Here is a 26,263-nt window from a genome sequence, read left to right as displayed (position 1 = left end):
TATGATAGATCCAAAAATTAAAAATCGAGGTTTAAACCGAAGGCATATCTCCGTTGATAAGGATATGCCCAGGCACTTGGTCCCTGGTTAACCGCTTCAGGATCAATAAATTTCTTGATAGAAGAGAACTCATACAGGTTTTCTCCGGTCACAAATACGCGAAGACGGTTTACATGAAACTTTTTGGTCCACTGAACTGGTAAGGTATAACCAAACGATACGTTTTTGATCCTCAGGTAAGCACCGTTTAGTAAATATTTAGTCTGGGGAATATCTAAACCCGATCCATAATTGGCATCGGCAAGCCAAGATTGTAATACCGGATATTGAGAATCGGTATTGGCATCAGCAAGGCCCGCGGCGATATATGAAGCGGAGTGTTTGGCTCTTTGTTCCGGCGAATCAGCTGCTCCACGGTAAAAATCAAGGTTCCATGGATAAACGTTGGCATACGGCTGCTGGTAAGGCCCCCAGAAAAGATAGTGATGAGGATAAAAATCTCTTTTTAATACGCCCTGCAAAAATACAGAAACATCAAAACCACCCCAATCCATATTCAGATTGGCACCGATCGTATAACGGTCAGCACTGTTACCGATAATTTTTAAATCTTTCGGATCGTTTGAACTTAAACCCCTTTCAATTTTCTTATTTCCATCAAGGTCAACATATTTTGGCCATCCCTCAACAATGGAAAGTGCACCCCATGGAATAATGGCAGATTCATCTAAAGCAGCAATTTCTGCTTTACTCCGGAAAACCCCGTCATTCTGTAATCCCCAGATCTCTCCGAGTGTCTGCCCCTCGCGGTAATTGGAAAAGAGGTTCTGATCATTTTTAAATCTGGTAATTTTAGCTTTAGAATCGGCCAGGAATATTTTAGTATCAAAGCTGAAAGGTTTTGAACCCAGTTCAAACCTGTCTCGGTAAGTTACTGAAAGCTCCCATCCTTTGGTACGAAGATCTGCTGAATTTTGGCGTGGTACACCCGTGCCTAACACCCCTGGAAGTTCTTGTCCTGCAGTAAGCATGCCTTTGGTATCACGGATATAATAATCGAAAGTGAAAGAAAGTTTATCGTTCAACAGACCAATATCGGTACCCATATTTAAGGTAGATATTCTTTCCCATGTATAGGTTCGTGGGTCTACGTTTAATCCAGGGGCACCATTGATCACCTGGTTCTGGCCATTTCCTCCAATTAAATAACCAGAAGTACCAGTTACAAGTGATTGGATATAACCAAAGTTTGCTACGTTATCGTTTGGAAGAGCACCCTGATTTCCAAGTTCTCCATATGAGGTTCGAAGTTTAAAGGTAGATACTACAGGCGATAGTATCTTAAAGAAATCTTCTCCACTTGCTATCCAGGCCAAAGAAGCTGAAGGAAAGAATCCCCAGCGCCTATTTACAGGGAACCGCGATGAACCATCGTACCTTCCTGTAGCTTCCAGGATGTACCTGTTTTTGTACGTGTAATTTAATCTTGAAAATGCACTATTGGTAGCATAAGCGGAATAACCTGCACTAGCAGTAGCCGTTCCACTGGTGAGCGATAGGTACGGTAGAGAAGAAGAAATCAGAATGTCTTTACTCGCGTTTACGGTAGAATAGCTGTAATCTTCGCTATTAAAACCTACCATTGCACTGAAAAAATGGTCGCCAAGCGTCTTTTTATAGGTGCTATAGATATTAAATGCGTTATTAAACAGGTAACCATTGTTTTCGGTTACTGAACCGGTACCACCTTCTTCTCGGATATCATTCGGACCATAGCCGATTTTGTATTTTTTACTGTCATTATGCGTTTTCCAGAGTTCACGTTTAAAAGAAGCGTCAGCGTTTACCTGAAGATCACCTTTTAAAAATAAAGCAGTTGCACTTGTAATATTTTGAAAACCAAACATATTTTGAAGGTTATTTCCTCCATCTACAAGTTTTGCAGCCAGTTTTCCGGCAGCGGTATTCGCCCATGTGCCATCAGGATTCGTAGCTACGTCGGTAGGCATCAGGTAATACAGGTCGGTAATGTTTCCGTTAGGAAGTGCCCGTTTAGTTTGATAAATATTCAGGTTATTATCTATTTTAAGCCACGAAAGTGGAGAAAAACCCACTTTTGACCTCAGTCCATAACGGTCCCAGTAATCTGCAGTCAGTTTATTTAACCCATTATCTCTGGTATAATCTGCAGAGAGGTAGTAGGTTAAGGGCTTTTCGTTTACCGCAGCTCCACCAGAAAAAGTAAGAGTATGGCTTTTAGATAAACTCGAGTGATTAAAAAAATATTCATACCAGTCGTTACTGCCCATATAGGCCCACTTGGTAGGGTCGGTTGGATTTAACCGGGTATCGGCTATAGCAGGGTTATCCGATCTTTCTTTCGCCCAGCGGTAATACTCGTCAGAATAATTTACATAATCCCATGGAGTGTTATCTGTAGCAGTTTCTAATACCCTCGAAAAAATATAGGGATCGGTCACCGGCCTGGGTAGTAAGGTTGGCTTTGCCCATGATTGGAAAGTATTGTAACTAATGGTATTATTACCAGCAACACCTTGTTTAGTGGTAATCAGAATCACACCGAATGCAGCACGTGCGCCATAAATGGCTGCCGATGCCGCATCGCGCAATACGGTAAACGAAGTAATATCGCTAGGGGTTAAGCGCAACATATCATCAGTGCTGGTAGCAGGAATACCATCGATAACAATTAATGGCGAGCCACCATTAATGGAAGTATAGCCCCTGATATTGATGTTGGGTACACTGCCTGGCGCGCCGCCTGCGTAAGTAATATTGAGTCCGGGACTGATGCCCTGTAAGCCCTGTAATACGTTGCTTACAGGTCTCGACTCAAGCTGCTTGCCAGAAATCTGATCAATTGCGCCGGCAACATTGATTTTTTTCTTGGTTCCAAAACCAACAACCATTACCTCATCTAGGTTGGCAAAGTCAGGAGATAAAGAAATATCGATTTTTGCCCGGCCACTAACCAAAATTTCCTGTTGCTTGTAGCCAATGTAGGAAAAGATAAGTGTGGCATCAGGTTTTACATTACTTAAGGTATAAATACCATTACTGTTGGTGGCGATATGCAGGTTTGTCCCTTTTACAGTAATGTTTACGGCGGGGAGCGTTTCTCCTGTCTTTGCATCAGTAACCACGCCTTTTATTGCGATCCCTTGTGCAAAGCCGCTTGTAGACAGAATCAATAGCATGAATATCCAGAGTAGCCTTTTTTTCATTTTCTTAATATTTAGTTGTTTGATTTGGAATGATAAGCTCTTTTCAGCAGTGCTAAATTGAGCATATCATATTAAGGATAGGTTAACGTTCAATTAATATATTAATTGAACGTTCATTCAATATATTTAGTAAAATAAATTTGCAGAATCCAACCGCTTTTGATTAGTTTGCCCCATTAAATTAGCTGCACAATGGGACGTAAAAGCCTAAAAGAGACAAGGAGACAGGAAATTATAAAGGTATTTTACCAGGTGGCCAAAAAAGAGGGCTACGAAAATACCTCCATAGCCAAGATTGCAAAGGTGATGGATATTAACCCGAGCCTTATTATTCATTATTTTGAAACCAAGGAAGGACTCACTTACGAATTGATCGACCACATACTTGACCGGTATTTACTGATCTATACCGTAAAGAATAAAGAGAAAGCATCCTTAAGCGATTTGCAAAGTACGATTGAAATGCTGTTTTCTAAAAAATGGAACCTGCTTTTTGATGACGGTTTATTTTATACTTTTTACGCTTTGGCGTTTAGGGAGAAAAAAATCAAGCAAAAGTATAAGCTAATTCTGGATTCGTTGCGCAAAGGACTTGCACAGCTGATTGAACAGTGCAATGCGCAGTCCATTACAAATGTAAACGACCCAAAGGTTGCAGCCGATTTCATTTTTGTAATGGTTGACGGGGCTTACTTTTATCTTTCGCTGGAAAATGATAAAAAAGCTTATTCGGAGCGATTAGCCTATTATAAGCAGAAAGCTTATGATCTGCTTTGCATACCTCCGACTAAGGCGTCTTCTGATCACGTTTTTTTAACTGGCGACCCAAAGCAAATAAGCCAATAGACATCCAGAGTACATTGGCAGCAGCATTGGGTAAATCGTGCGTATCTAAAGCAGTTACGGCTAAACACAAGCCACCCAATATATTTAGGGCCTGAAAAGAGAACGAATCCGACCGGATTAATTTCATACTTAAAAAAAGGTATGCCAGCGTACAAAATACTACTCCAGACCATCCGATAAGTGACATCATTAATTTCATTCTGTTGTATGGTTTGCTGGGTAAAGCTATGAAATAATGTGATTACCTTTAGATAATTACAGCAATAATCAGATATATCGGGTGGTAGCGCTGTAGCAAAAAAAATGTTAGTATCGGGATGCTGGTTCTTTAATTTCAATAAAGAAAAAGGAGATCACCGTTGCAGTTTGCTTTGGTTTCCTCCTTTTTTTAAAGAATGAACATGTTAATGTTATTTGAAATATTGAGAAAGGTCGGTTACTTTACCGGAAAAATAGGTACTTCTTGTATTTGCTAAAATATTTTTAGTATCGTTGATAACAAACAACCTCGACTTGCCGGCTTCAAAATTAATTTCCCCATAACGGCCCTGGTTAGGTTTAAAGGGATAGGCGGCTAATACAAAAGGCGCGCTGGTTGTGGTGTAGGGTACATTATCGGTGCCTTTTTCAACAATATCAAAACTATATATATAATTGGCATCTGGTAGTGGTGGAAGTTCTATCTGGTTAAAAGTACCATCTTTAAGCAAAGTAAGCCTAAGTTCGGGCTGTACCTTTGTTCCGGCGGTAGCATACGCTGCGGTAGATTGGGGTTTAAGCCTGGTGTAGAAAACGAGGTCTACATCAACATTTTTAAATTGTGGTGCAAATAAAGTCTCGAACTTTGCACTAACCATCATATTTGCAGGATTTACAGGCGGGTTAAGGCTTACATTATCAACAATTTTGATTCCATCGTAAAAGAAATTTATGCTTTGGCTATTGCTGGTTGCATCGATCGTTTTAGCAAGCAGAATATCGGTTTCGCCTTTTTTGCGTACCGTTATTTCTCTCTTTGTACCTTTATCAATCAGGATAGGGGAGGTGTTATTTATCGAACCGGTGCCGGATAAAAATACATTTCCATCTATTAAAAATTCGAGTTCACCCGCCAGTGCGTAGCCTTTGATGAGTAATGAAATGGAACTGTTGTATATTTTAGTGCCATCATAAAAAATACTGATGTACTGATCGAACGGTGCTACCGTTATCGTTCTGGAGAGTAATATCTCCGTTGAACCTTTTTTTCTGATTTTCAAATCAGCGTGCTGATCTTTAACGGTAAGCAGGGTTTTTACGTTGATGCCCCCCGCAGGTGGTGCGGCAATTACGCTGTCTTTATACAGGTACTCCAGCTCAACACTACTTGCACCTGTAACATTTAACTGAACAATTTTAACCGGTTCGGGTTGGAGTAGTTCTGCCTTACGACAGGATAAACTTAATGTGGCGATGGCCGAAAGGAAAAAAAAGGCAAATATTTTAAGTTTCATATAAAGGTTAATTATCATTTAAAACAGCGTTATCCTGTTTTATTATAAGAGACTATGCCGAACAGCATAGTCTCTTTCTATTAAGAAAAAATTAAAATACAAGTTTTGACCAACCTGAAGCCCAGCTCGGAAGTGTAACTGTAGCAGGAGAACCCGGAGTGTTATACCATGGTTGCGCAACACCGAAAGTACTGGCGTTGGTTGCATTTACTACCAAAGTATTGCCACCACCATCAGCATAAGCACCAACGGCAGCTGTGATTGAATTGTTGAAACCATGAACAGAAGTAGAAGAAATATCTGAAAGACTTGCATTGGCATCACTGTCGAAAGCGATACCGGTATTGTAACCAGAAACAATCACACTAATTAAGCTTACTTCAGAACCTCTGCGCTCGCGGATACCGTTACGGTAGCCTAAACCAGAAATACCGTTTTTATTTTCAGTTCCGAAAATGCTTACATTTTGTAAGGTTGGATGTGTTTTAGGGGTTAAGCTAAACGTACCATCTTCCGCAGGTGCATTGTTATCAGATTCGATACCGTTTGAATCGCTGTTGCCTCCACTCGTACTGTGTGTAGAATTTTTATCGGCAATGGCCACACAGTCGCTTAGTATACCGGTAAAACCGTTATCGAAATCAAACTGGTCGTCATCAGAAGCCAGCGCAATTAAATTACTTGGACTAACTGTACCACCAAAAAACTCAAATCCGTCATCCAGACCATAAGAAACCTGTACATGATCGATCGTTGTGCCACTGCCCACGCCACCTAAAGTTAAACCGTTAACTTCGATGTTTGGAGCCAACTGGAAACCTGCATACTCAATACGCACATATTGGAAAGTACCTCGGTTATCTTCGTCATTTGTACCTCCGTAATGGAATTTAGGATTGTCAGCTAAACCTTCTATCAGTTTATCACCAACGTTGATTCTGGCATTACCTAAAATAATGGCTCCGCCAAAGTCGCCTGGTTTACCAGTTGTACTGGCATCACCATCTAAAAGGTAACGGCTGGTGAATACAATTGGATTTTCTGCTGTACCTACTGCATTGATGTAACCATCTTTGGCAATAACCAATACACCATTTTGTACACCTGGAGTATTTACCGAAGCTTTGATATAAGTACCTGGTTGGATGGTTAAAGTTGCACCATTTCTAACCGTTACTACACCGCTTAATTCGTAAACGTTTCCTGCGGTCCAGGTAACAGAGCTGGTAATGTCTCCGCTAACAGCCACAACCGGCAAGGATGATTGTGAATAATCTGCTGCTGAAGTGCTGCGGTTACCGAATGCATCAGCACCACCTTCGTTTTTTTTACAAGCTGTAAATGAAACAGCAACAATTGATAAAAGACCGATTAAATTTTTAAAATTTTTCATTGTCATTTTTTGTTTTTCATAGGATCTTATTGTTACGATCCATGTTTTTTAGGTTGATTTTTTTCAAGGTTATTTAGGTTTACAGACAAGTTATTTGTTGGTTTTTAAGGAAATAAAAGCCTGATATACCTAAATATGATGTTTTTTTATATCTTAGCTGTTCATATAGATTTAACTAAGTAAAGCTGTTAGCTACCCTGGGTTTTTAACAGTAGATTTAAAAATATTTCAGGTTTTCCTGATTGGCCGTTCCACTGCAAATGATCGGTTTAAACGAAGGGTTCTGATATAACCTTTCGTTTTTTTTGGCTATGCAGGAAATAAATTTCCTCCTTTCCTGTTAAATGGTTTAACCTTATAAAAACTGTTTTTCATGGTCGTTCTAAAAATTGTAGGTAATAGAGGTGCTGTAGGTGCGGCCAAATTTTTGCGAAAACATCACCTGGTCTCCATCATCCAGGTTGTTGGTAAAACCTGGTTTCAATCGCAACTTATTGCTGTAGTCTGAACCCGGCTGGTAATCGGGGTTGGCTTCGTAACTTGCGGTATTTCTATAAATCAGCGAGGCCCTGTTGAGTAAATTCGCGGCATTGACTTTTACTTCGAACCTGTTTTTATAAAACTTATAACTAATCTGTGCATCAATCTGGTCGCGCGGGTTTTCATATTCAATGTTATTCAGTTCCGGACTAACCAAAGTTGTTTTGCGCCCAGATTTATTATAGGCCAGGTTGAAGCCAAAATGCTCGTCCAGATACTGTAGCCCGGCATTGATCAGGTAAGGTGCCTGCCCATACATGTTCCTTTTGGCTTTGGCACTTACTATAACACTTTCGCCATTGGTACCGGTAGTTTTGTAGGTCCCAACTACATTGGCTGTTTGTAAGGTAAGGTTGCCGTAAAGCGTTAATCTTGAAAGCAGGGTATTGTTATTGATGAAACCCAGGTTTTTCCTCAACTCCAGTTCCAATCCATAAACTTTGGCTTGATCAGAATTTTTGATATAATAAAAACCGCCTCCGTTTGAGATGCTGTAAACCACTTCTACGGGTTGATCGAATTTTTTATAAAAGGCACTTGCCGAGATGATTTCGCCCAAGCCGGGGAACCATTCAAATTTAAGATCGTAATTTTTAATTTGGGTACTGGCTAAACCCTCGTTCCCAAACTGGGCATCAAACATCGGGTCGTATCTAAAGAACTGACTGTTATCCATTAGTTCGGGCCTTACTACAGCATTTGAAAAAGCGGCCCTGATGTTAATCTCTTTTGTAGGGCTATAGGTAAGATTAGCCGAAGGTAACCAACGCCATTTTTTCTCAGATGGAAGTGCGAAACCGCTCACTCCCCTAACATTGAGGTCGTTGCGGAGTTCGGTATATTTGAAGTACTCTGCTCTTAGGCCCCATACCAAACGTAATTTTTCAGCAAGACGGTTATCAAGCATCATATACGCCGCCTGGGTGGTACTTTTACCTTTATAGCCGTTTAAAAAGTATGGGTTAATAAAATAATTGTAGCCATTATTGCCAATTTTGGCAGGATCAATCATTTGGGCGATAGAGATGAATTTCAGGCTATCGGGTATCGATGCATTACGGACCAGTGATGCGATTTCCCAGTTTAAGGAACCTTCTTTGTGTATACCAAAATACCCCGTTTTTACCGTGTTATTTAGTGAGCCAATTTTGAAAGGCATACTTGCATCGCCACCCCAGGCAAGATGGTGTTCATTATTGCTGTAGTTATGTCTTGAGGTAGGTTTGATATAACCTTCCCTTTGGCCGCTTGCCTGGTAAAAATATTCATAATCATTACCAAATTGCTGCAAGTTTTGGGTGCTAATACTCAAATCCTTCTCTTTACGGTCTATTGATGTACGCGATAAATTCCATTCCAGCTTTACTTTGCCTGCCTGGTGCTGGCCATTGAGTTTATTCTGTAACAGGTCGGTGTACGTAGGATCGTCAGCTTCAACAATAGCATTTGGTTTTCGGCCATTGGCAAAGAATTCAGATCCATTATCAGCATCATAACCAATGGTTCTAAATAGGTCGTTATTGTAAATGTGTGTATAGGTGTTGCGGAAACTAAATCTGTTTTTCTCAAGCTGTAAACCTACATTTAACATGGCTGCTAAAGTGGTGTTGAACATATATTTCGCACCGGTATTTGGCGTATTGATATTCCATTCACCTCTTGTTTGTTGTTCAATGGTATTGATATTCTGGTTGTTGCGGTAGCTTAATGATGTGGTAAAACCCAGTTTTTTATTATTTGTAGTATCAATGCCTATGGTTCTGCCTATGGTAAACTGATAATTTTGAGATGGTGCCGTTTTGTACCTGTACATCGTGAAATTATCATTGACGAATTTCTGGCTTTGAGCAATCAGCATTTGCTGGTACTGCTCGTCTGTAAGCGTATTGTTGGGTGCCGTTGTACGTTCAGTATGTTCTAAACCGACCGGAAAATTTCTTCTTCCATCATCAAACCCAAAATAATCGTATTTGCCTCGCTTATGACTTAAAAAATCTTTTCCTGTGCTTTGATCATTATACGAAGTACCTGCTGTAAACGACATAAAGTTCTCGGTAGGGATATCTTTGGTATTGATCTGTATTAACCCACCCCCGAAACTGCTATTCATATCAGGCGTAACGGTTTTACTCACCACAACGTTATCAACCAGGTTCGAGGGAATTAAATCGAAAGAGAAGTTACGGGTTTGTGCCTCTGTACTAGGTAGCGTAATCCCATCCAGCTGTGCAGTGTTATAACGTTCACCTATGCCGCGTACCAGTACCATTTTATTGTCTACCGAATTTACCCCGCTAATGCGTTTCAAACTTTCACCAATGTTTTTATCCGGTGTTCTGGAAATCTGGTCGGCACTAATTCCATTGCTCATTTCAGCAGCGTTTTTCTGACGGGTCAGTAAGCCTTCAACGGAAGCTTTTTTATAGCTGGCGGTTATCACCACATCTTGCAAACCTTTTGCATCGGGTTTTAGGGCAATGTTAAGCGGTGTGCTTTTATCTGCCCTGACTTCTACATCACTTATGCGTTGTGTAATGAAAGATATATAACTAATTTCTACTGTATATTTTCCGGGTTCGGCAGTTAATGTGTAACTACCATCGCTGGCCGTTTGTGTAGCTTTGCCCGTTTCGTTAATTTTAACAGATGCACCGGGCAGGGTTTCACCTTTTTCGTCAAAAACCTTTCCTGATATGTTTCCTGGTTTTACCAGATCCGGAAGTTTATATAGCAATATGGTATTGGCATCAGCAAACCGGTAGGCTACTCTGGTTCCTGAAAGTATTTTTTTTAAGATCAGCTCAATGGCCATGTTTTTTACTTCGAGGCTTACTTTCCCGTTTTTGCTGAAAATCGATTTATTATAATTGATTGACAAGCCTGCTTTTTCTTCGAGCAATGAAAGCGCATCAGGAATGCCCATTTCAACTATCTTAATGCTCAGTATGCCTTCTTTTGGCGTTTGTGCAAAACTGTTTGCCACTGCCTCGTTAAATAAAAAAGTAGATAGTATGATGAAGGTTACCAAAGGGCGGTAATCTAAATTGATAATATATTCTTTTATATATTCATAAATTCCTATTTTCATAGGTTCAAGATGTTTTTTAATTTTCACGGGTTAAAAACTTTTGTTTTAGGAGCTGGATTGTTCGAGCAATCCGGCCCCTTGTTGATGTAAAGAGGTTTAATCTGTTTTTTGTAGGTATAAATCTGGTTTTTTGCACCTTTTGCCGCGCTATAGCATTTTGCTAACTCATCATTGACAGCCCTCCCCCCATACGGTTATTATTTTGTTTGCATTGTCTATTTTATATCTCATTTTTTTGCCGCTCATGATCCGGATTTCTTCCATTATATCGCTGATGCTTTTGCTGGTAAATGTGGCATTGTACCTGCAATCGTTTAATTTATTGGTTTTCAGTTCGAAACGGACATTGTAATATCTTTCCAGTGACTGGAACATATTAGCCAGGCTTACATCTTTAAAGGCAAATCTGTTCTTAATCCATGCATTAATTTCGCTGATACGTTCGTTACGGATATCATAGTGATGTGCTTTCAAATGATATGATAATTTCATTCCGGGAGTAAGTAGCGAAAGTTGCCTTAATTTTCCGGTACTGTTCTCCGAAACGCCTACTTTACCGGTACGAACAGCGACGCTGAAAGTTTCATCTTCAGGATAAGCATAAATGTTGAATGAAGTACCCAAAACCCTGGTCTGCATCTCTCCGCTCTGTACGATAAATGGGCTGGTGGTATCATGTTTTACTTCAAAAAAAGCTTCTCCTTCCAGCTGGATATTTCTTAAATTACCTTTTACGAACCGGGATGGCCAGGTTAGCCTGCTTTCGGCACCAAGGTATACAACAGAACTATCAGGTAAAATCAACTTTAGTCTTTCACCCTTTTGAGTGGTTTTACTTAAAAAGGTGATCGATGTTTGTGTAGCTTGTTGTACGTTCCGGTACAGATACCAGCCAAGCGATGCAGAAATAATGACGATAACTGCCGCAGCATATTTTAATAGTGGTGAGAATAATCTGCTTTTAGATCGGCGTTTTTCTACTTTTTCCCATATTTCTGTAAGTCCGTTAACAGCAGTTAAAGAGTAATCGGTTTCTGTTGTTTTTGCTGTCCACGCGCTTTCCATTATACCATAAAATTCACTATCGGCGTTCTCTGGGTCAGCAAGGTACTCCATTAACATTTTTTCTTGCTCTGGAGTGGTTTTACCTGCTAAGTAATATTCAAATAGTATTTTAATGTTTTCTTTCACTTTATTATTTGTAAGCTTTAGCGCTGCGCACTAATGTATATATGCACGAGCGTGGTGATATAGCTATCGGAAAATGAAATTTATTTTAAAAAGCGAATAGGGGCAGTTATTAGGCAGTTTTATTTGCTTGTTATCCTGAGAAATAATTTTAGGATTTAACTAAAAGTAAATCTCCTCGATTGATTTATGCAGGTATTCATCGCCGCTCTTGCCTGAAAATGATGATAACGCTTAAAACTTATATGCGCTTATATAGTAGCAAGATATATTAACGATGAGCTGCTTGTATAAACGTTATTATAAGAAGGCTTTTTTCTTGTCACCATCGCATTTTTTTTTGCTCGTCAACGGTGACCTAACGGGAGGCATCCTCGCTAAAGAAAATTAAGATGGGAGAATGTAAATGAATTTAATAATGATCAATTGGCAGAGTATATTCAGAAACCATGCAGGTAGCCATAAGTACTTTTCTTATGGGGCAACCTTCAACAAAAGATCACTATAGCCAATGATAATATCGTTTCCGGGGAATAGGTGCTGAAGTATTTCCGCAAAGTGCCAAGTGATTTTTTGAGGTGGTTGTTTACCGTGTTTTTAGAGATGCCCATCAGTTGCGAAATTTCTTCGTGGGTATGGTGGTCGTTACGACTCAATAAATATATTTTTTTAACCTGCGGAGAAAGACTTTCTATCACTTTATTTACAATTTGTTTCGTTTCTTTGGCATTGAGTTCCTCTTCTATGGTATTGAAAGATGGCTCACATTTAAGGTTTTCGTTGCTATAAGCCTTCTCTCTGGCTTTTTTACGAAGTATAGAAAGAAAATTATTACGGATAAGGGTATAAAGAAATGCCTCAAAATTCTTTTGTATATCAATTTTTGATCGGTTTTCCCAAAGCCTTACAAAAACATCCTGGGTAAGTTCTTCGGCTTCTTCACTGTTACGGCTAAAATGGTAGGCATAACCATATATTTTTTTTCGATACTGATGGTAAATTTCATTGAAAGCGGCAGAATCGCCAGCTTTTACTGCATTGAGGAGTTTTGCATTTTTAAAATCTTCCAACTGTTCCATAAGTAGCGTTTATGTAGGCAAGTTAGTAGTTGCGTATAAAGTTAATGTTAACGCAATGAAAACCTTTTCTATCACCTTAACTGATGGCTGATGACTATGCTTTGCTGTGCAGACAACGTCCTCGAATCCATTAATACACGGTCAGGCTGAAAGCTGCTAGTCAATACATTATTTATCACAGTAGAAGTTTTGATAGCCTTACCGGTTATGGCAGCAATTGCTGCTCTCACCAATGGATCTGCAGTATCGCCAGGTTGAAGCAAAGGCAGATTATCCATTTCATTAACCTTGATATCGGGGGCAATGCCTGTGCTGTAACCGCCAATGCCCTGTGCGTTAAAAAGTTTATAAACAATCGGGTGTATTTCCCAGTTTACCTGTTTAGGGCTTCGGTTATCAAAGATCCTAAATGACGCTTCATCTTTTCCCCTTGTTTTTTCGCCGATCAGTATCACCTGAATGAAAGGTTTAAGATTATTAATCATGACTTCTGAAGCAGATGCGGTGGCTGCTGTTGATAGGATATAAACCCGGCTTAAGCCAAGGTTTTGCTGCAAGATGGCGTTAAAATTTAAAGTGCCATCGAATGTAGCTGCAGTCCCGATTGATTCGGTTTTGGTGCCTCCGTTTTTATTGCCTTTGTAGATAATAAAGGGTTTATTGAAAGATACATTTTTAGCAATCATAGCGCATAAGCCGGCTGCTTCTGCTACCTGGCCACCTGCGTTATAACGGAGGTCGAGAATGAGTTCAGCGATGCTTTCTGATCTAAAATTACTAAAGGCAGCAGTAAGCGAACTGGCCAAACCACCATTAAAATCCAGAAAATACAGGTAACCGATTTTTTTTCCATCACTTTCTATCACCTTGCTGATCTCACGCTGATCGAGTATGATACTTTTATTTAACTGAACAGTGCGGGTGTCTGCCCAGATATTGTTTTTCAGTTCAGCTAAACCCAAAGAAAAGTGATCGCTATTTAATATTTCAGTTTGCAAAACCTGTGCATTATCAACCGTTATTGTTTTGCCGTTAATTTTACTGATATAATCTCCACGTTTTAAACCGGCCCTCGAAGCCGGAGAGTCATTTAGTACCACTTTAATAATTCCGATAGCTTTTGAACTGTTTTGGTCACTCACCACGGTATAATCAAAACCAAAATTTCTGTTGCCTGGTATTGCAGTGGCGGGGTCATTAGGGATAGTGATGTATGAAAAACGATCCGACGAGTTGCGGATGGAATTAAAAAAATCTTTTGGTGCCAAACTGAGATTCGGATAGGCAGGCAATTGGTCATTCCAATAATAATATCGTTTAAGGCTATCAAGTATCCAGGTGTTGATATGCTCGTTGCTTCCTATTGGATAATCAGGTTTTTGACTGCTTTTTTTGCAGCCCGACAGGATAGTTAAAAATAGAATAACTATATAAATAAACTGATAAGTTGTTTTATTTAAGTTTGTTATGGACGTGGTCATTGCCTTTCCTGGTTTTAGAACAAACTTAAAATTACTATTGTTAACCCGGCATTAATTTTCAAGTTAGCATAATCTACCAAATATAGGCCTGGAAAGAATGGTTCCCGGTGTTAAATTATCATTTTAGGCTTATTTAATGTTAACGTAACAATAATTAAACATTCGCGTTTTATTGCATTAACTTTGCGCTGTGAATTTTCCGCTTTATATCTACTACGAATTACTAATCCGTTTATCTGAAATCGACTCCGGAATCGGCGATTACGTATCTTCAAATGCTAATGATGAAAATTGCGTATTGCGTACTACAAATGGTATTATAACGGTTCCGATCAACCTCTTAAGGCGACAGTCAGCAGATCCCAATCTGATTAACCTTGACGAATTAATTGCGTTAAGTAAAAATTTCAAGCCCGGCTATGCCTAATTCAATAGGGGGGACTGATTTAAAATAAAACATGATCTTTTGCTTAAATAAATCATTAAGGTTTAATAAAGATGTAATAGATCGTTTTTGGAAAATCGCAGGCATCTTTTATTTTATCGCACCGAATGCTGCAAAACAAGCGTTCTTGTGGAGGATCTCGGTCGTGGTAAACCCAACTTTTTTTAACAAAGCCAGCTGATAATTAACCGAACGCGGGGTATCTTCATATTCAATATAATCTAATACTTTTTGTTTGTATGCTTCACCGCCAAGTGTTTTCAGGTATGCTCCGTATTGATCCTGAAAAAGTTTGTCGATCAACACTGAATCGTGCGCAATGAGGTCTGAAATCCAGATACTGCCACCGGGTTTTAAAGCCTGGTAAATCTTAGTGAAAACAAGTTCCCAATCGGCATCGGTACGTAAATGATGAAATGTAGCCGCGGCCAGTACAATATCGAAATGGTTGTAGGGCAAATCCAGGTTTCGCATATCATCCTGTATTAGCGTTATTTTTCCAGTGGTTTGCGCCGATATCCGAGCTTTTGCGCGTGTTAACATAGGTAGGCTTAAATCGTTTAAGGTACAGTTTAGGTTTGGGATTTTATTGAGCATTTTCAATGTATAATTACCAGCACCACAGCCAATATCCAACAGTTCTGTAGCGGTTGAATTAATGTATTTGGCAGCTTCGGTGCAAAGTTCCATGGTAAGGGGGGCATCAATAGTGGTTTGCTGGCCGCTTTCTAAATTAGAGAAACGTTCTACATCACTGTCGAACCTTGTTTTTATCTCATCGTTTGTTGCTTTATGCGAATAATCTTTATTCATTGTTTTTAGTTTTTTGCAAAGTTACCTTAGTTGATCATATTTGTAAAATATCAATTTTAGCATAAATTAATACCTTATAAGTATTGTAGATATGGAGCTCAGACATTTGTCATATTTTAAAACTGTTGCAGAAGAACTGCACTTTACCAAGGCAGCAACGAAACTCTTTATTTCACAGCCGCCTTTAAGCAGGCAGATTAAAGAGTTGGAAGAAGAACTCGGCGTAAAGTTGTTTATCCGGAATAATAAGCGGGTTGCGTTAACAAATGCCGGTAAATATTTTAAGAATGAAGTAGATAACTTGTTTACCAGGCTTGAAGAAAGTAAAGAAGTGGTGCGTAAAATCCATGAAGGTGTTAGCGGCGAATTTAAGATCGGTTACATCAGTTCAGTTTATCAGTCGCAGCTTGCCGAAATTTTAAAGTTGATGCATCAGGAATTTCCCTACTTAAAAACGAGTTTGTTTGAAGTACCTACACTGGCGCAGATTAAAGCGCTGGAACATGGCGATTTAGATGTTGGGATTTTGAGAGCTCCTGTATTGTCTGAAAAATTGAAAGTAGAATCTTTGTTTTTTGATCCTTTTGTGGTGGTTACCCCTTTAGGAACACATAAAATAGGCAATGAACATGAACTCGCAGATTTTTTAAGGACGAGCCCGTTTATTTTCTTTAATAAAACATTTGCACCACAGTATAACCAGAAACTTGTAGAGATTTGCCATAGGTTGGGCTTTAGTCCGGATATTACACACGAGGCTAACAATGTACATTCTATACTACAATTGGTAGAGGCGGGTCTGGGTGTATCTATTTTGCCACTGTCGTTAAAAAAGCAATACGGACAATTGAACGTATCTTTTATTGAAATCAGCGATATTCCCATTAATACAGAGGTGGTACTGGCTTATAAAGAATCAAATAAAAATGAGGCATTGAATTGGTTTATTAGACATTATACACGGTTGAAAATATAAAAAGGCTGTATCAGAAGTAAAATCTAACATTTAAACCCGAAATTTTATTTTAATTTTAGTCATTCCCGCGCAGGCGGGAATCTTAAAGCGCTTTGCGATAGCATTAAGATTTCCAATTAAATTGGGAATGACGACCTTTCAAAATATTATTCTGCTAAAAATCTAAAAAATCATTTCTGATACAGCGTCTGTACGCAGCTAGAAAGATGTTAATTGCTAAAAATCCTTAATCTTAATGTGAAGGCTGACCAATCATTTCAATGAGTTTATGCTCAAGTCCTTTTCCAACTAAAGTTTTGCCTACAATTTTTCCATTGGGATCAATCAGGAAATTCTGCGGTATGGCGCTAACGCCGTACAATTTTGCTGCGGTACTATCCCAGGCCTTAAGATCAGATAGTTGCAGCCATGGTAAACCATCGTTCTTTATCGCAGCCAGCCATAGATTCTTTGCTTCTGGCTTATCGAGCGATACACCAACTACGGTAAAGTTTTGATCTTTGAATTTGTTATAAATCCTGAGCAGGTTTGGGTTTTCTGCCCTGCAAGGGCCACACCATGACGCCCAGAAGTCTAATAAAACGTATTTACCCTTAAAAGAAGAAAGTTTTACCGATTTTCCTTCTGTATCAGCCAACTCAAAATCAGGTGCCGTTTGTCCAATGGCTGTAGCTTTCATCTGAAGCAAGGTTTTAGCAAAGTTTATACCTTTAGTACTTTTCTTAATCCTGTCAGAAAAACCATCAAATAGAGATTTTACTTCAGCGTATTCACCGTCATAAGCTAATTTCGACATCAGGTTGAGCGCAAGATCAGAATCAGGGTGGGTTCTTACGAATTTTGCATAAGCTTCGTTTGTTAGTTTGCTATATCTTTTTTTGAATTCTTCCAGCTTATCCTCAAAATCAGGCGTGTTTTGCTGATTTGATTTTCCTTCCATGAAAGCCTTATCTCCCGGAGACATCTTTGCCAGCGATTCGTCCACAAGATTATTAAATTCGGTATAATCATTGTTCATAGGTGTACCGGTTACTTCTAATCCGTCAAAAGAACTTCCTTCTTTAATAGCGACCATTATTTTACCAGGTTCTAAAATTACGGTACCGCGCTCCAGGCTTTTATCTCTACCAACACCTTTTGTGTCAAAACTCAGTTCGGCTGAAACTGGCGAAGAAGTCGCTGTGCCGGTGAATTTAAATGCCCCGTTTTTCAATATAACCGAATCGGTAATATCTTTGCCATTTAAAGTATAGTCTAAATAGGCCTTTACCGGTGCATTAAATTCACCATATTTTCCTGTGATGGTAAAAGTATTTTTTCCGCCCTGTGCAAAAGCACTCAATTGTAGTATGGATAAGGCGATGATCATTAATCGTTTCATATTTTTATTGTATCGTTCTGGATATTAATTGATGTTAATGGTAAAATCGACTTCATCCGGCGGAAGGCACATCTTGTCGTTACACACCATAAATTTAACTTTTCCTTTAACAGTTGCTGTTTTGCCTTTTAGCTTTACTTTTTGCTGAAAGATGACTGAATTTTCGAAAAATCCGACTTCCATCATAAAAGTGGGCTCTAAGCGCACAATGGCCTGAGGTTCTTTTGTATAACCTACGACGGTATAGCCATCTGATTTTTCAAATGTAAATTTTGTCGGTTGCGGACCACCTTTTTCTACATACTGTGAGTATAAGTGCCAGCCTTTTTCTAAGGTGGCTTTTACATATACAACCGCTTCATTTTTACCTGTTTTTTTGGCCGCATAACTCCATTTGATGGGGTGGTAGATTTGCCCGAATCCTTTTATTGTGAAAAACGAGCAGAGTAACAGCAGAATGATATTTTTTTTCATATTGATATTAGTTATTGTCGGCAGCATGCTTTTTAGTGATTTCTACCATTGCTTTTAATTCATAATATTCCCGATCTGTGGAGCCAGCGTAGCCAATTCCTTCCATTCTTATTATTCCTTTAGGATCGATGATAAACTTATGCGGTGTGCCTTTAGCACCAATTGCTTTGTAGAATTCCATATCGGGATCTCTCAATACATCTAAAGTCAGTTTGGATTTGTCGACATATTTTTGCTGGGTTTCTTTGTCCTCAGCTATTCCGGCTACAAATAGTTGAAATGGTTCATTTTTATAGTCTGCAACTATTCTTTCGAAAGCAGGAAAGCAGGCTTTACAGGGCGTACAGGTGGTGCTCCAAAAATCGACTACCATGATTTTTCCTTTGTAATCAGATACTTTAAATTCCTGACCATTTAATTTGGTAATGGCAATGGTTGGCGCAGGTTTGCCAATTGGATCCCATTTGCTTTCAAGCGCCTTATAATAGTGCTGGTACGCCTCGTCCTGTAATGAAGTGACATATTTCGTAGCATTGTCTTCTCCATTTATTTTGGCACAGATGGTTTTAAGCGTAGATAAAAGTTTAGGATTAGATTCTGCTTCTTTAACGGAAACGGTTAATGTATCAATTGCCTTTTGCGTTTGGCCATTTGCATCTAAAATGAATGCATAACGACTGATGAAATTTGGCTTCGAATCTTTAAAGTAATTCATGTTCCTCATTTTAGCATCTTTAAGTGCTTCGTTGATTTTTGCTAATGCAGAACTTTTATCACCGTTGATACAATCTACCGTAGCTGAAATTTCCAGTAAAAGTTCGTGTGCATGTTCAAAATCATCCTTACGCAATCCGTTTTCAATATCTTTAATATATTGTTTGGAAATTACATCAACCCATTCCAGGTGTTTTTGCTCATCTAACCACTTTTCAAGAATGTTGGTTAATTCAAATAACGATAAACCATCTTTAACTGACTTGTCATAATGTTTGAACTTTTCTAAATTTTCATCATGAAGCCAGTTAATGGCTATTACACCTTTAATGCGGTCGTAAATTTTTCTGTTTTTCTCCGTTTCAGGTATTTTCTTTATTAAGTCCTTATAAAATTTTTCCTGATCCTGTACTTTGCCAATAAGCGTAAATTCTTCATATTTTTCAGCCAAAGGATTAGGCTGTTGTGCTTTAGCTCCATAGCTGATAATCAGCATCATGCTTAAAGCGGTAAAGCAGTTTATTAATTTGTTGATTTTCATAACTGTTATTTAATTGATGTGTAATATTGGGCAGCCTAAGGGCCGCCCAGGTGGAATGATTTATTGATTATCTGCTAATCCCTGATTTTGATTGACCATAAGTTCCCCGAATTTCATCGCATAGCGTTTTGGGGTCAGTGTATAAGTTTTTAAAATGCTGCCATCTGCATCCAATAGATAGTGGTTAGGATTAATGTGATCCTTATAAATCGGATCCACTGAAAGACGACGCATATCTAACCAACGCAAACCCGAAAGGGCAAATTCCCTGATGCGTTCGTCTAGAATAAATCTAACCATGGCTTGCTGGTTGGAAGCTACGTTTGCCGGCACGCTCGCAGCTGCAGCAGTCATTCTTTTCAACCGCAAGGCCTCAACATCTGCCTTTGCGCCGCTCAGATCATTTTCCCGAGCCTTGATTTCTGCACGCATTAAATACATTTCGGGCAGCGACGGCCCGATATCCAGAAAGAAATTCGGATAACGACGTACTTTTTTGGGGTAAATCAGGTCGCCAAACATCTCCATGTCTGAATAAAGCAGTAATCTTTTATCATCATCACCGTAAAGGGTAGCCACCTGAGGCGTGAAAACCGGACAATCAGCAAAATTGAAATTCCAGACTGTGGTAGAAATATTATAAATGACCTGGCTGTTGTTTGCTGCAAGAGGCAGATTGCTTAACGCACCCAGGAAGTTGAGCGGAAACCAGGAACCAGCTGCATTTTCATCCAAAACAGTATTGTAGTCGTAAAGTGAGAGCGGTATGGTTGATTTAGACAATTCTGCGAATGCGCCATCAATATGTGTTTTAGCGGAAGAAAAATCAAGCATATTCATATATACTCTGGTGAGAAAGAATTCGGCAGCCATTTTAGATAGCCTTCTGCGATGCACAACTGGTCCGAGGCCTGGAAAGGCTTCTGTTAAATCTTTTATGATTGCAGTATAACACTCTTTTACTGTTGCCCTGGTAAAGGATGTTTGGGTAACATCGGCTGCAGTAATAAGAGGAATCCCCAAATCAGTTGCAGCCGATGCAGGGTTGTAAGGGAGTGAAAAATCATTTAAAAAGGCCAGATTGCAAATGGCCCTTCCAACTTTCGCTTCAGCCAATAACTGCTTTTTCTGCTGATCTGTTCCTTGCGTAGATGTTGTCACCTCATTGATAATCTTGTTAAAAAGGTATAGTCTTTGGATGTAACCCGTAGCTGCGGTAATTTCCTGAGGGAGTTCGTTTTGCTCGTAAACCCTGTCTTCATACCTAAACAGGCGTTGAACCCTTAAGGGTACTCCATCCAAATAGCTATTTTGCAATGCAATATCGTCTCCAAGATATATGGAAGCGGAAACGGTATTTTGCAAATACAAACCATTCAGGATCTGTTCATAATCATTTGTTGTTTTTGCTATCAGTGATCCTTTAGGCTGTATTTCCAAAAAGTCTTTTTTGCAGGAGCCCGATAAAAGCACTATACAGGCCACCAATGGCGTTAAAAAGTATTTCGTTGTAAGTTTCATAACTGTTAATTCTGTTTAAAGTGTGATATGGGCACCTAGTGTTATTGTTCCCTGTCCGGTGCGCAGATTTCTTGTCGCACCGGTGTTGCCTGCCGTTTGCGTTGCACCAACATTTCCTAAAGACTGGAATTCAGGATCGATCCCCAAATCATTGGCTTTCCACAACATTAAGTTAGAAACCTGTGCCCTGAACGTTATGGCCTGTGCATGTAGCTTTTTGATTATTCCACCTCTAATATCATAAGCTAATGTGATATCCCGGACCTTTGCGAAAGAGGCGTTAAACACATTGCTATTTGAGTAGGTGTAATAGTTGGTGTTTCTATTGCCACTGATTGCGCTTGTGGCAGCATATCTGGGAATGTTAGTCTTATTTTCGTCGCCAGCTGTCTTCCAACGCTCGGCAAACTCACTGGTCATATAATTTAAATAAGGTACGCCCGACCAGAATGTATTTACATCGCGAAACATGACGTTTCCACCGTTGTAAATGATGTTAATGCCCAATGTGAGGTTTTTATAGCGGAATTTATTGGAAAAGCCACCGCTGTAAACAGGTTGTGAAGTTCCCATGTACAATACATCCTGAGCCATAGTCGCTGTCGGGTTTGAGGTAACCGTTCCATCGGCAAGTTTAACCTGGGGATCTCCTGAAGTATTTAAACCTGCATAATTGTAGGCAAATACTGCAAAAGAAGGATAACCATCCAGGAATCTGGTATTGATCATGCCTGGGCCTGTAGTAATCGGTGTAGCGTTCGCAAGCCTCGATATCTTATTTTTATTATAACCCAAATTAAATGAGGTACTCCAGGTGAAATTGCTATTGCTGATGTTTAGCGAACCGAGCGAGACATCCAAACCCTTGTTTTGCAGATCGCCAAAGTTCCCGATCACTGACGCAAAGCCTGTTAGCGGAGCAGTTGTCAGGTTGCCGATCAAATCATTTGTTTTTCTGAGATAAGCATCTATCGAACCGAAAAATATGCCATTCAGGATTTCAAAATCCATACCCAGATTATAGTTTTTGGTCAGTTCCCAGGTCAGTTTTTTGTTTGCAGGTGCATTAATGATCAGGCCAATGCCGTTTGGATAATTAACATTGGTTTCAGCACGTAAAATATCCCATGATGCCGCCGTACCCGGAGTCGGGGCATTACCCGTAATACCGTAAGTGAGCCTTAAATCCAATCGGCTTAGCCAATTAACCGGTTTGATGAAATCTTCTCTCCCAAGTGCCCACTTCGCACCAACACTCCACACTGGCCTGTTCTGGGCTGAACGGTCAAAGCCGAACAAATTACTTTTATCTATACGGATACTGCTGTTTAGGGTGTACTTCCGGTTAAATGTGTAACCTAGATTGGCAAAATAAGAGGATGTACGGCTTATTATACCTTCGCCACCGGTTACATTGTTGGCTAATGTCCTTGTTCCTCCTGGTACTGTTCCCGTGATACCCTCACCTAATAACTGATAATTTACAGGTCTTGCTACCTGAAGCTGATCATCCCAGCCCCGGTAAATACTTGTTGTTGAAAGTGGCGAAATGCTTGTCGCTTCCTGTCCTGCCATAACCGTCAATTGATGCTTTTCAAGCCAGCTGTGATCGTATAAAAACTGATTTCTGATGGTCCAGCTTTTAAGCAGTTCATCGGTAGCAGTTAACCTACCACCAAAAGCGGGCACATTATAGATAGGGGTACTGTTCACAGTAGGCGCCTGGGTAAAAGTCATTACCTCATTTCTCACGGCATAACTGTTTTGATCCAGTTCCACGCGATTTTTAAAGGAATTAATGTTATAGCCAAATGTCCCTTCATATCGAAGCCCTTTTATAATCTCTAATGTTACGCCCCCTACAACCCTTGTAGATAATGCATTACCTTTGGTATATCCATTTTCGATCTCCTGTAAAGGGGAGTAATCAAGATTGATCCGGCTTCTTGACTGATAGTCTTTGCGTACATCATCGCTATAATCCCCCATATGGTTAACAGTCAACGGATTTCCAGATGGATCGGCAAATAGCTGATAGGGAACCAGATCTAAACCTGGAACGGTTATATTATTACTCCTGGTAAGCCTGTTCGTAAAGTCGGTAATGAGGTAAACCTGAAGGCGTTTGCTGAATTTAAAGTCCTGGCGCAGATTAATTTTATACTGATCATCTGTTTGGCCGGGTATATTGTTAACTATTCCAATATAATTGGCAGAGCCATAGAAAGAATGGACTTTACTACCTCCTGCTACAGAGATGGTATGGTTGGTGGTTGCAGCCTGCCTGTAGAAATATTGTTTAAGCTGATCGCGATTGTCAATCCCAGCCAGGCTATCTAATTTTGTATTCGCCTGGGCCTGGCTTATTAAACCCCGGTTTGCATCATATTGGTATTGCAGATGGGGGGTAACGGGTGCAATCAATTGAACTGAATTAAAGGAATTGCTGCTAACATATTGAGGGAATAGTTCCCTTGCTGCAGCAATAAACTGGCTACTGTTCATCTTCTGGATGTAGTTCAGATCTGGCATGCCCTGAAAATTGTGATAGCCATCATAGTCAATTTTTAATTTTTCATCTGCAGATCCTTTTTTTGTAGTAATTACAATTACACCATTAGCCGCTTTGGCACCCCATATAGAGGAAGAAGTTGCATCTTTAAGTACAGTGATATCTGCCACATCCTGCATATTGATGTTTTGAATAGCATTATCGGGTACCTGTACACCGTCTAAAACTACGAGCGGGCCTCTGTTGGAGTTAATGGATGATAAACCACGAATTAAAAAAGGATTGTTGCCCGCATCAGGAGCATTATTTACGGCTAAGCCGGGTACTAAACCATCCAGCCGTTGTAATACATTTGTACTGCCTGATCTCTCGTTCATAACAGCCAGGCTGGGCTTTGAAAATGAACCTGCACTCCGTTCTCTTGACAGTGTTTGATACCCTGTTGAAAAGGTCACATTTACTGATTCCAGCTCATTAGATGCAAATTCGAGCTGAATGGTTCCCATATCTGGCGATGCATTGATCTCTTTAACTGCATAGCCTACATAAGAGATCATTAAAACCGCATCACTGGCAATACCGGCCAAACGAAATGAGCCGTCAGCCGCAGTTTGTACGGAAGTATTACTGTTTTTAACCTTAACGGTGGCGCCCATCAATGGTTGTTTTAACATGTTTAGCACAATACCTTTTACATCAATCAACGCTGTGGGCTTAGCAATTGCTGCAATCGGTTTGTTGAAGATTAGAATTGCTTTGCTCTCTTTATCAATGCTGTAGGAAAGATTGGTTTGGGCAAGTATTTGTTTAAGGGCAGTTTCCAGGGGGGCGTTAGTGAAACTGACATTTATAATTTTGTTCTTCTCGCCCACATCTGCCCAAACAGAACTATACCCGGTTTGTGACCGGATTTCCCTGAACACCTTTACTAAGGCAATTTTTTTTTGATTGAGGGTAATATTTTGTGCTAAACTGGATGCGCTTACATGTAAAAGCGAGATCAGTAGGAGGGTAAAAGTTAGCTTCATAAGCCTTAAAATTTTATGCGCGCAGCGTGGAAGCTGCATAAAATCTATCGAAGAAATTTTATACATTTACATTCTTTTAAATCGTGAATTATCTGGTAAGAAACGTTCATTTCCGATCTGATCGGAAAGATTTAAGAGTTTCAAAAGGGGTGTTCCAGCACTCCTTTTTCTCTTTTAAATGGTGGAAATTAGTTACTCTTCATGTGGTTTGGTTTAGTTAAGTTTGGTTTGGTGGTTGATAATTAATTGGTATTGGTTTATGGTGTAAAATGCGCAACCTTGATTGTTCTTCCCTGCACATTAAAGCGGACCTTTTTGGTCATTTCTAAAATCCGCAGCACATTTTTAATATTTCCGTGGCGTGTAATAGTGGCCAGAACCGGGATGCTTTTTAGCGCTTCATCCTGGTATTCAACCTTTACATCATACCACATGGCAATTTTATTCATGGCACTTTCCATCGGTTCATCAAACATAAAATAGCCGTCTTTCCAGGCAATCATGTTCTCAGCGTCTACATCGTTAACCACAATTTTCTTTTTACTGAATAAGGCCTGTTGACCAGGTTTTATCTTTTTAAATTGCCCGCCCGACTCCACTTCGATAGCGCCCTCTAGTAAAGTGGCGGCAACATGGCCATTATTAGATGCGCTGTTGATGTTAAAACTGGTTCCAAGGTCCCGAACTACCCCGGCAGCTGTTTTAACTGTGAATGGAGCATCTGGCCTATGTTTCACTTCAAAATACGCTTCACCATAAAGAAGTTCTACATCGCGTTTGTTGTTCGCAAATTTTTCAGGAAATCTGATTGCACTTGAAGTATTGAGCCAGATTTTGGTGCCATCGCTCAAGTTAATCTGGTAAACACCACCTTTTGGCGTCCGCAGGGTATCATAGGACATTTTTGCAAGTGATGTATTTGCGCCCCTGTGATAAGTCAACGATCCGTTTGAATCCTGTTGAAGTACCAGATCAGTATTGGGGATCTCAATTTTTTGAAGGCCACTGCCAAGTACTACCTTTTTACCATTTGCCATCAGCAGTTCGGCCTTATTGCTACCTGGTTTAATTTCCAGATTAACAGACTGCTCAACAGGATTGGATTTTCTCGAATTCAATAACAGATAGGTGCCTGCAAAAACGCAGATGAGCACAGATGCTGCTATAGCGACATAACGAAGGGTGAACCTGCTGCGCTTAACTAAAATTGAATTCAGGATTTGTTGCGCATCTTCTTCAGGGAGTTCCTGGTCAGACTCATATTCCAGCCAAATATCGTTTAGCAGTTCGTCTAACTTTTGTCGGTCTAATACATTCAGCAGCGCAAATAACTCTTCCAGCTCTTTTTCATCACACTTGCGATCTACATATTTAGCTAGTAAAGCTTTTATTCTATTTTTCGACATACATAACAATTAATTGAGCGTAATTTTTAGTGCGTTTTTAATTGTAAGACGACGAAGTGGTAAGAATGTGCAAAAGAAAAATAAATATTTTTATATTTT

General features: G+C 39.7%; 18 protein-coding genes. 3 read left to right on the top strand and 15 right to left on the bottom strand.

Annotation, left to right across the window (positions count from 1 at the left end; genetic code table 11):
* Positions 1-17: 17 nt before the first annotated feature.
* Positions 18-3,245, bottom strand: coding sequence for a SusC/RagA family TonB-linked outer membrane protein (locus BM107_RS15955; protein ID WP_090985117.1), 3,228 nt, complete (start codon positions 3,243-3,245; stop codon positions 18-20).
* A gap of 192 nt (positions 3,246-3,437) precedes the next feature.
* Here BM107_RS15955 and BM107_RS15950 point away from each other — a divergent pair, with 192 nt between their 5' ends.
* The gene (locus tag BM107_RS15950; RefSeq protein ID WP_090985115.1) at positions 3,438-4,091 is read left to right on the top strand and encodes a TetR family transcriptional regulator; all 654 of its coding nucleotides are present in this window, start codon (positions 3,438-3,440) and stop codon (positions 4,089-4,091) included.
* Here the strand turns inward: BM107_RS15950 and BM107_RS24520 are convergent.
* The 7 genes from BM107_RS24520 to BM107_RS15920 form a co-directional block, all read right to left on the bottom strand.
* Positions 4,033-4,281 carry a CBU_0592 family membrane protein gene (locus tag BM107_RS24520; protein WP_208864397.1) on the bottom strand — a complete coding sequence of 83 codons (249 nt, stop codon included), beginning with the start codon at positions 4,279-4,281 and terminating at the stop codon, positions 4,033-4,035. The two genes, BM107_RS15950 and BM107_RS24520, sit on opposite strands and share 59 nt — an antisense overlap.
* 220 nt (positions 4,282-4,501) lie before the next feature.
* Entirely contained in the window at positions 4,502-5,584 is a 1,083-nt protein-coding gene (locus tag BM107_RS15945; RefSeq protein ID WP_090985113.1) for a hypothetical protein, read from the bottom strand.
* Positions 5,585-5,675: 91 nt separating this feature from the next.
* Complete coding sequence (locus BM107_RS15940; RefSeq protein ID WP_090985110.1) at positions 5,676-6,977, bottom strand: hypothetical protein; 1,302 nt, start codon at positions 6,975-6,977, stop codon at positions 5,676-5,678.
* A gap of 382 nt (positions 6,978-7,359) precedes the next feature.
* Positions 7,360-10,605, bottom strand: a complete 3,246-nt coding sequence (locus BM107_RS15935) for a TonB-dependent receptor (protein ID WP_090985108.1) — start codon at positions 10,603-10,605, stop codon at positions 7,360-7,362.
* A gap of 168 nt (positions 10,606-10,773) precedes the next feature.
* Positions 10,774-11,796, bottom strand: coding sequence for a FecR family protein (locus BM107_RS15930; RefSeq protein ID WP_090985107.1), 1,023 nt, complete (start codon positions 11,794-11,796; stop codon positions 10,774-10,776).
* 485 nt (positions 11,797-12,281) lie between these two features.
* Entirely contained in the window at positions 12,282-12,872 is a 591-nt protein-coding gene (locus BM107_RS15925; protein WP_090985105.1) for an RNA polymerase sigma factor, read from the bottom strand.
* A gap of 71 nt (positions 12,873-12,943) precedes the next feature.
* Positions 12,944-14,353 (bottom strand): S41 family peptidase, encoded by a 1,410-nt coding sequence (locus BM107_RS15920; protein WP_090985103.1) that lies wholly within the window; start codon positions 14,351-14,353, stop codon positions 12,944-12,946.
* Positions 14,354-14,543: 190 nt separating this feature from the next.
* On the opposite strand from BM107_RS15920, the gene BM107_RS15915 reads away from it, so the two are divergent.
* Positions 14,544-14,780, top strand: coding sequence for a hypothetical protein (locus BM107_RS15915; protein ID WP_090985101.1), 237 nt, complete (start codon positions 14,544-14,546; stop codon positions 14,778-14,780).
* A 108-nt stretch (positions 14,781-14,888) separates the two neighbouring features.
* Here BM107_RS15915 and BM107_RS15910 read toward each other — a convergent pair whose 3' ends face one another.
* Positions 14,889-15,611, bottom strand: coding sequence for a class I SAM-dependent methyltransferase (locus BM107_RS15910; protein WP_090985100.1), 723 nt, complete (start codon positions 15,609-15,611; stop codon positions 14,889-14,891).
* 91 nt (positions 15,612-15,702) lie between these two features.
* On the opposite strand from BM107_RS15910, the gene BM107_RS15905 reads away from it, so the two are divergent.
* Positions 15,703-16,587: a LysR family transcriptional regulator gene (locus BM107_RS15905; protein WP_090985098.1), complete on the top strand. Its 885-nt coding sequence runs from the start codon at positions 15,703-15,705 to the stop codon at positions 16,585-16,587.
* 232 nt (positions 16,588-16,819) lie between these two features.
* Here BM107_RS15905 and BM107_RS15900 read toward each other — a convergent pair whose 3' ends face one another.
* The 6 genes from BM107_RS15900 to BM107_RS15875 all read right to left on the bottom strand — a co-directional run bounded on the left by BM107_RS15900 (position 16,820) and on the right by BM107_RS15875 (position 26,164).
* A complete protein-coding gene (locus tag BM107_RS15900) occupies positions 16,820-17,968 on the bottom strand; it encodes a TlpA disulfide reductase family protein (protein ID WP_090985096.1) in 1,149 nt (382 codons plus the stop codon).
* Between the two features lie 24 nt (positions 17,969-17,992).
* Positions 17,993-18,442, bottom strand: coding sequence for a protein-disulfide reductase DsbD domain-containing protein (locus tag BM107_RS15895; RefSeq protein ID WP_090985333.1), 450 nt, complete (start codon positions 18,440-18,442; stop codon positions 17,993-17,995).
* Between the two features lie 7 nt (positions 18,443-18,449).
* Positions 18,450-19,697 carry a TlpA family protein disulfide reductase gene (locus BM107_RS15890; RefSeq protein WP_090985094.1) on the bottom strand — a complete coding sequence of 416 codons (1,248 nt, stop codon included), beginning with the start codon at positions 19,695-19,697 and terminating at the stop codon, positions 18,450-18,452.
* Positions 19,698-19,757: 60 nt separating this feature from the next.
* Complete coding sequence (locus BM107_RS15885) at positions 19,758-21,218, bottom strand: RagB/SusD family nutrient uptake outer membrane protein (RefSeq protein WP_090985092.1); 1,461 nt, start codon at positions 21,216-21,218, stop codon at positions 19,758-19,760.
* A gap of 15 nt (positions 21,219-21,233) precedes the next feature.
* A complete protein-coding gene (locus BM107_RS15880; protein ID WP_159435255.1) occupies positions 21,234-24,758 on the bottom strand; it encodes a SusC/RagA family TonB-linked outer membrane protein in 3,525 nt (1,174 codons plus the stop codon).
* Between the two features lie 257 nt (positions 24,759-25,015).
* Positions 25,016-26,164 carry a FecR family protein gene (locus BM107_RS15875; protein ID WP_090985088.1) on the bottom strand — a complete coding sequence of 383 codons (1,149 nt, stop codon included), beginning with the start codon at positions 26,162-26,164 and terminating at the stop codon, positions 25,016-25,018.
* Between the last annotated feature and the right edge of the window lie 99 nt (positions 26,165-26,263).

Origin of the sequence: Pedobacter suwonensis (assembly GCF_900111825.1) — a bacterium.
Lineage (GTDB): Bacteria > Bacteroidota > Bacteroidia > Sphingobacteriales > Sphingobacteriaceae > Pedobacter > Pedobacter suwonensis.
This window is presented reverse-complemented; position numbering and strand designations above follow the sequence as displayed.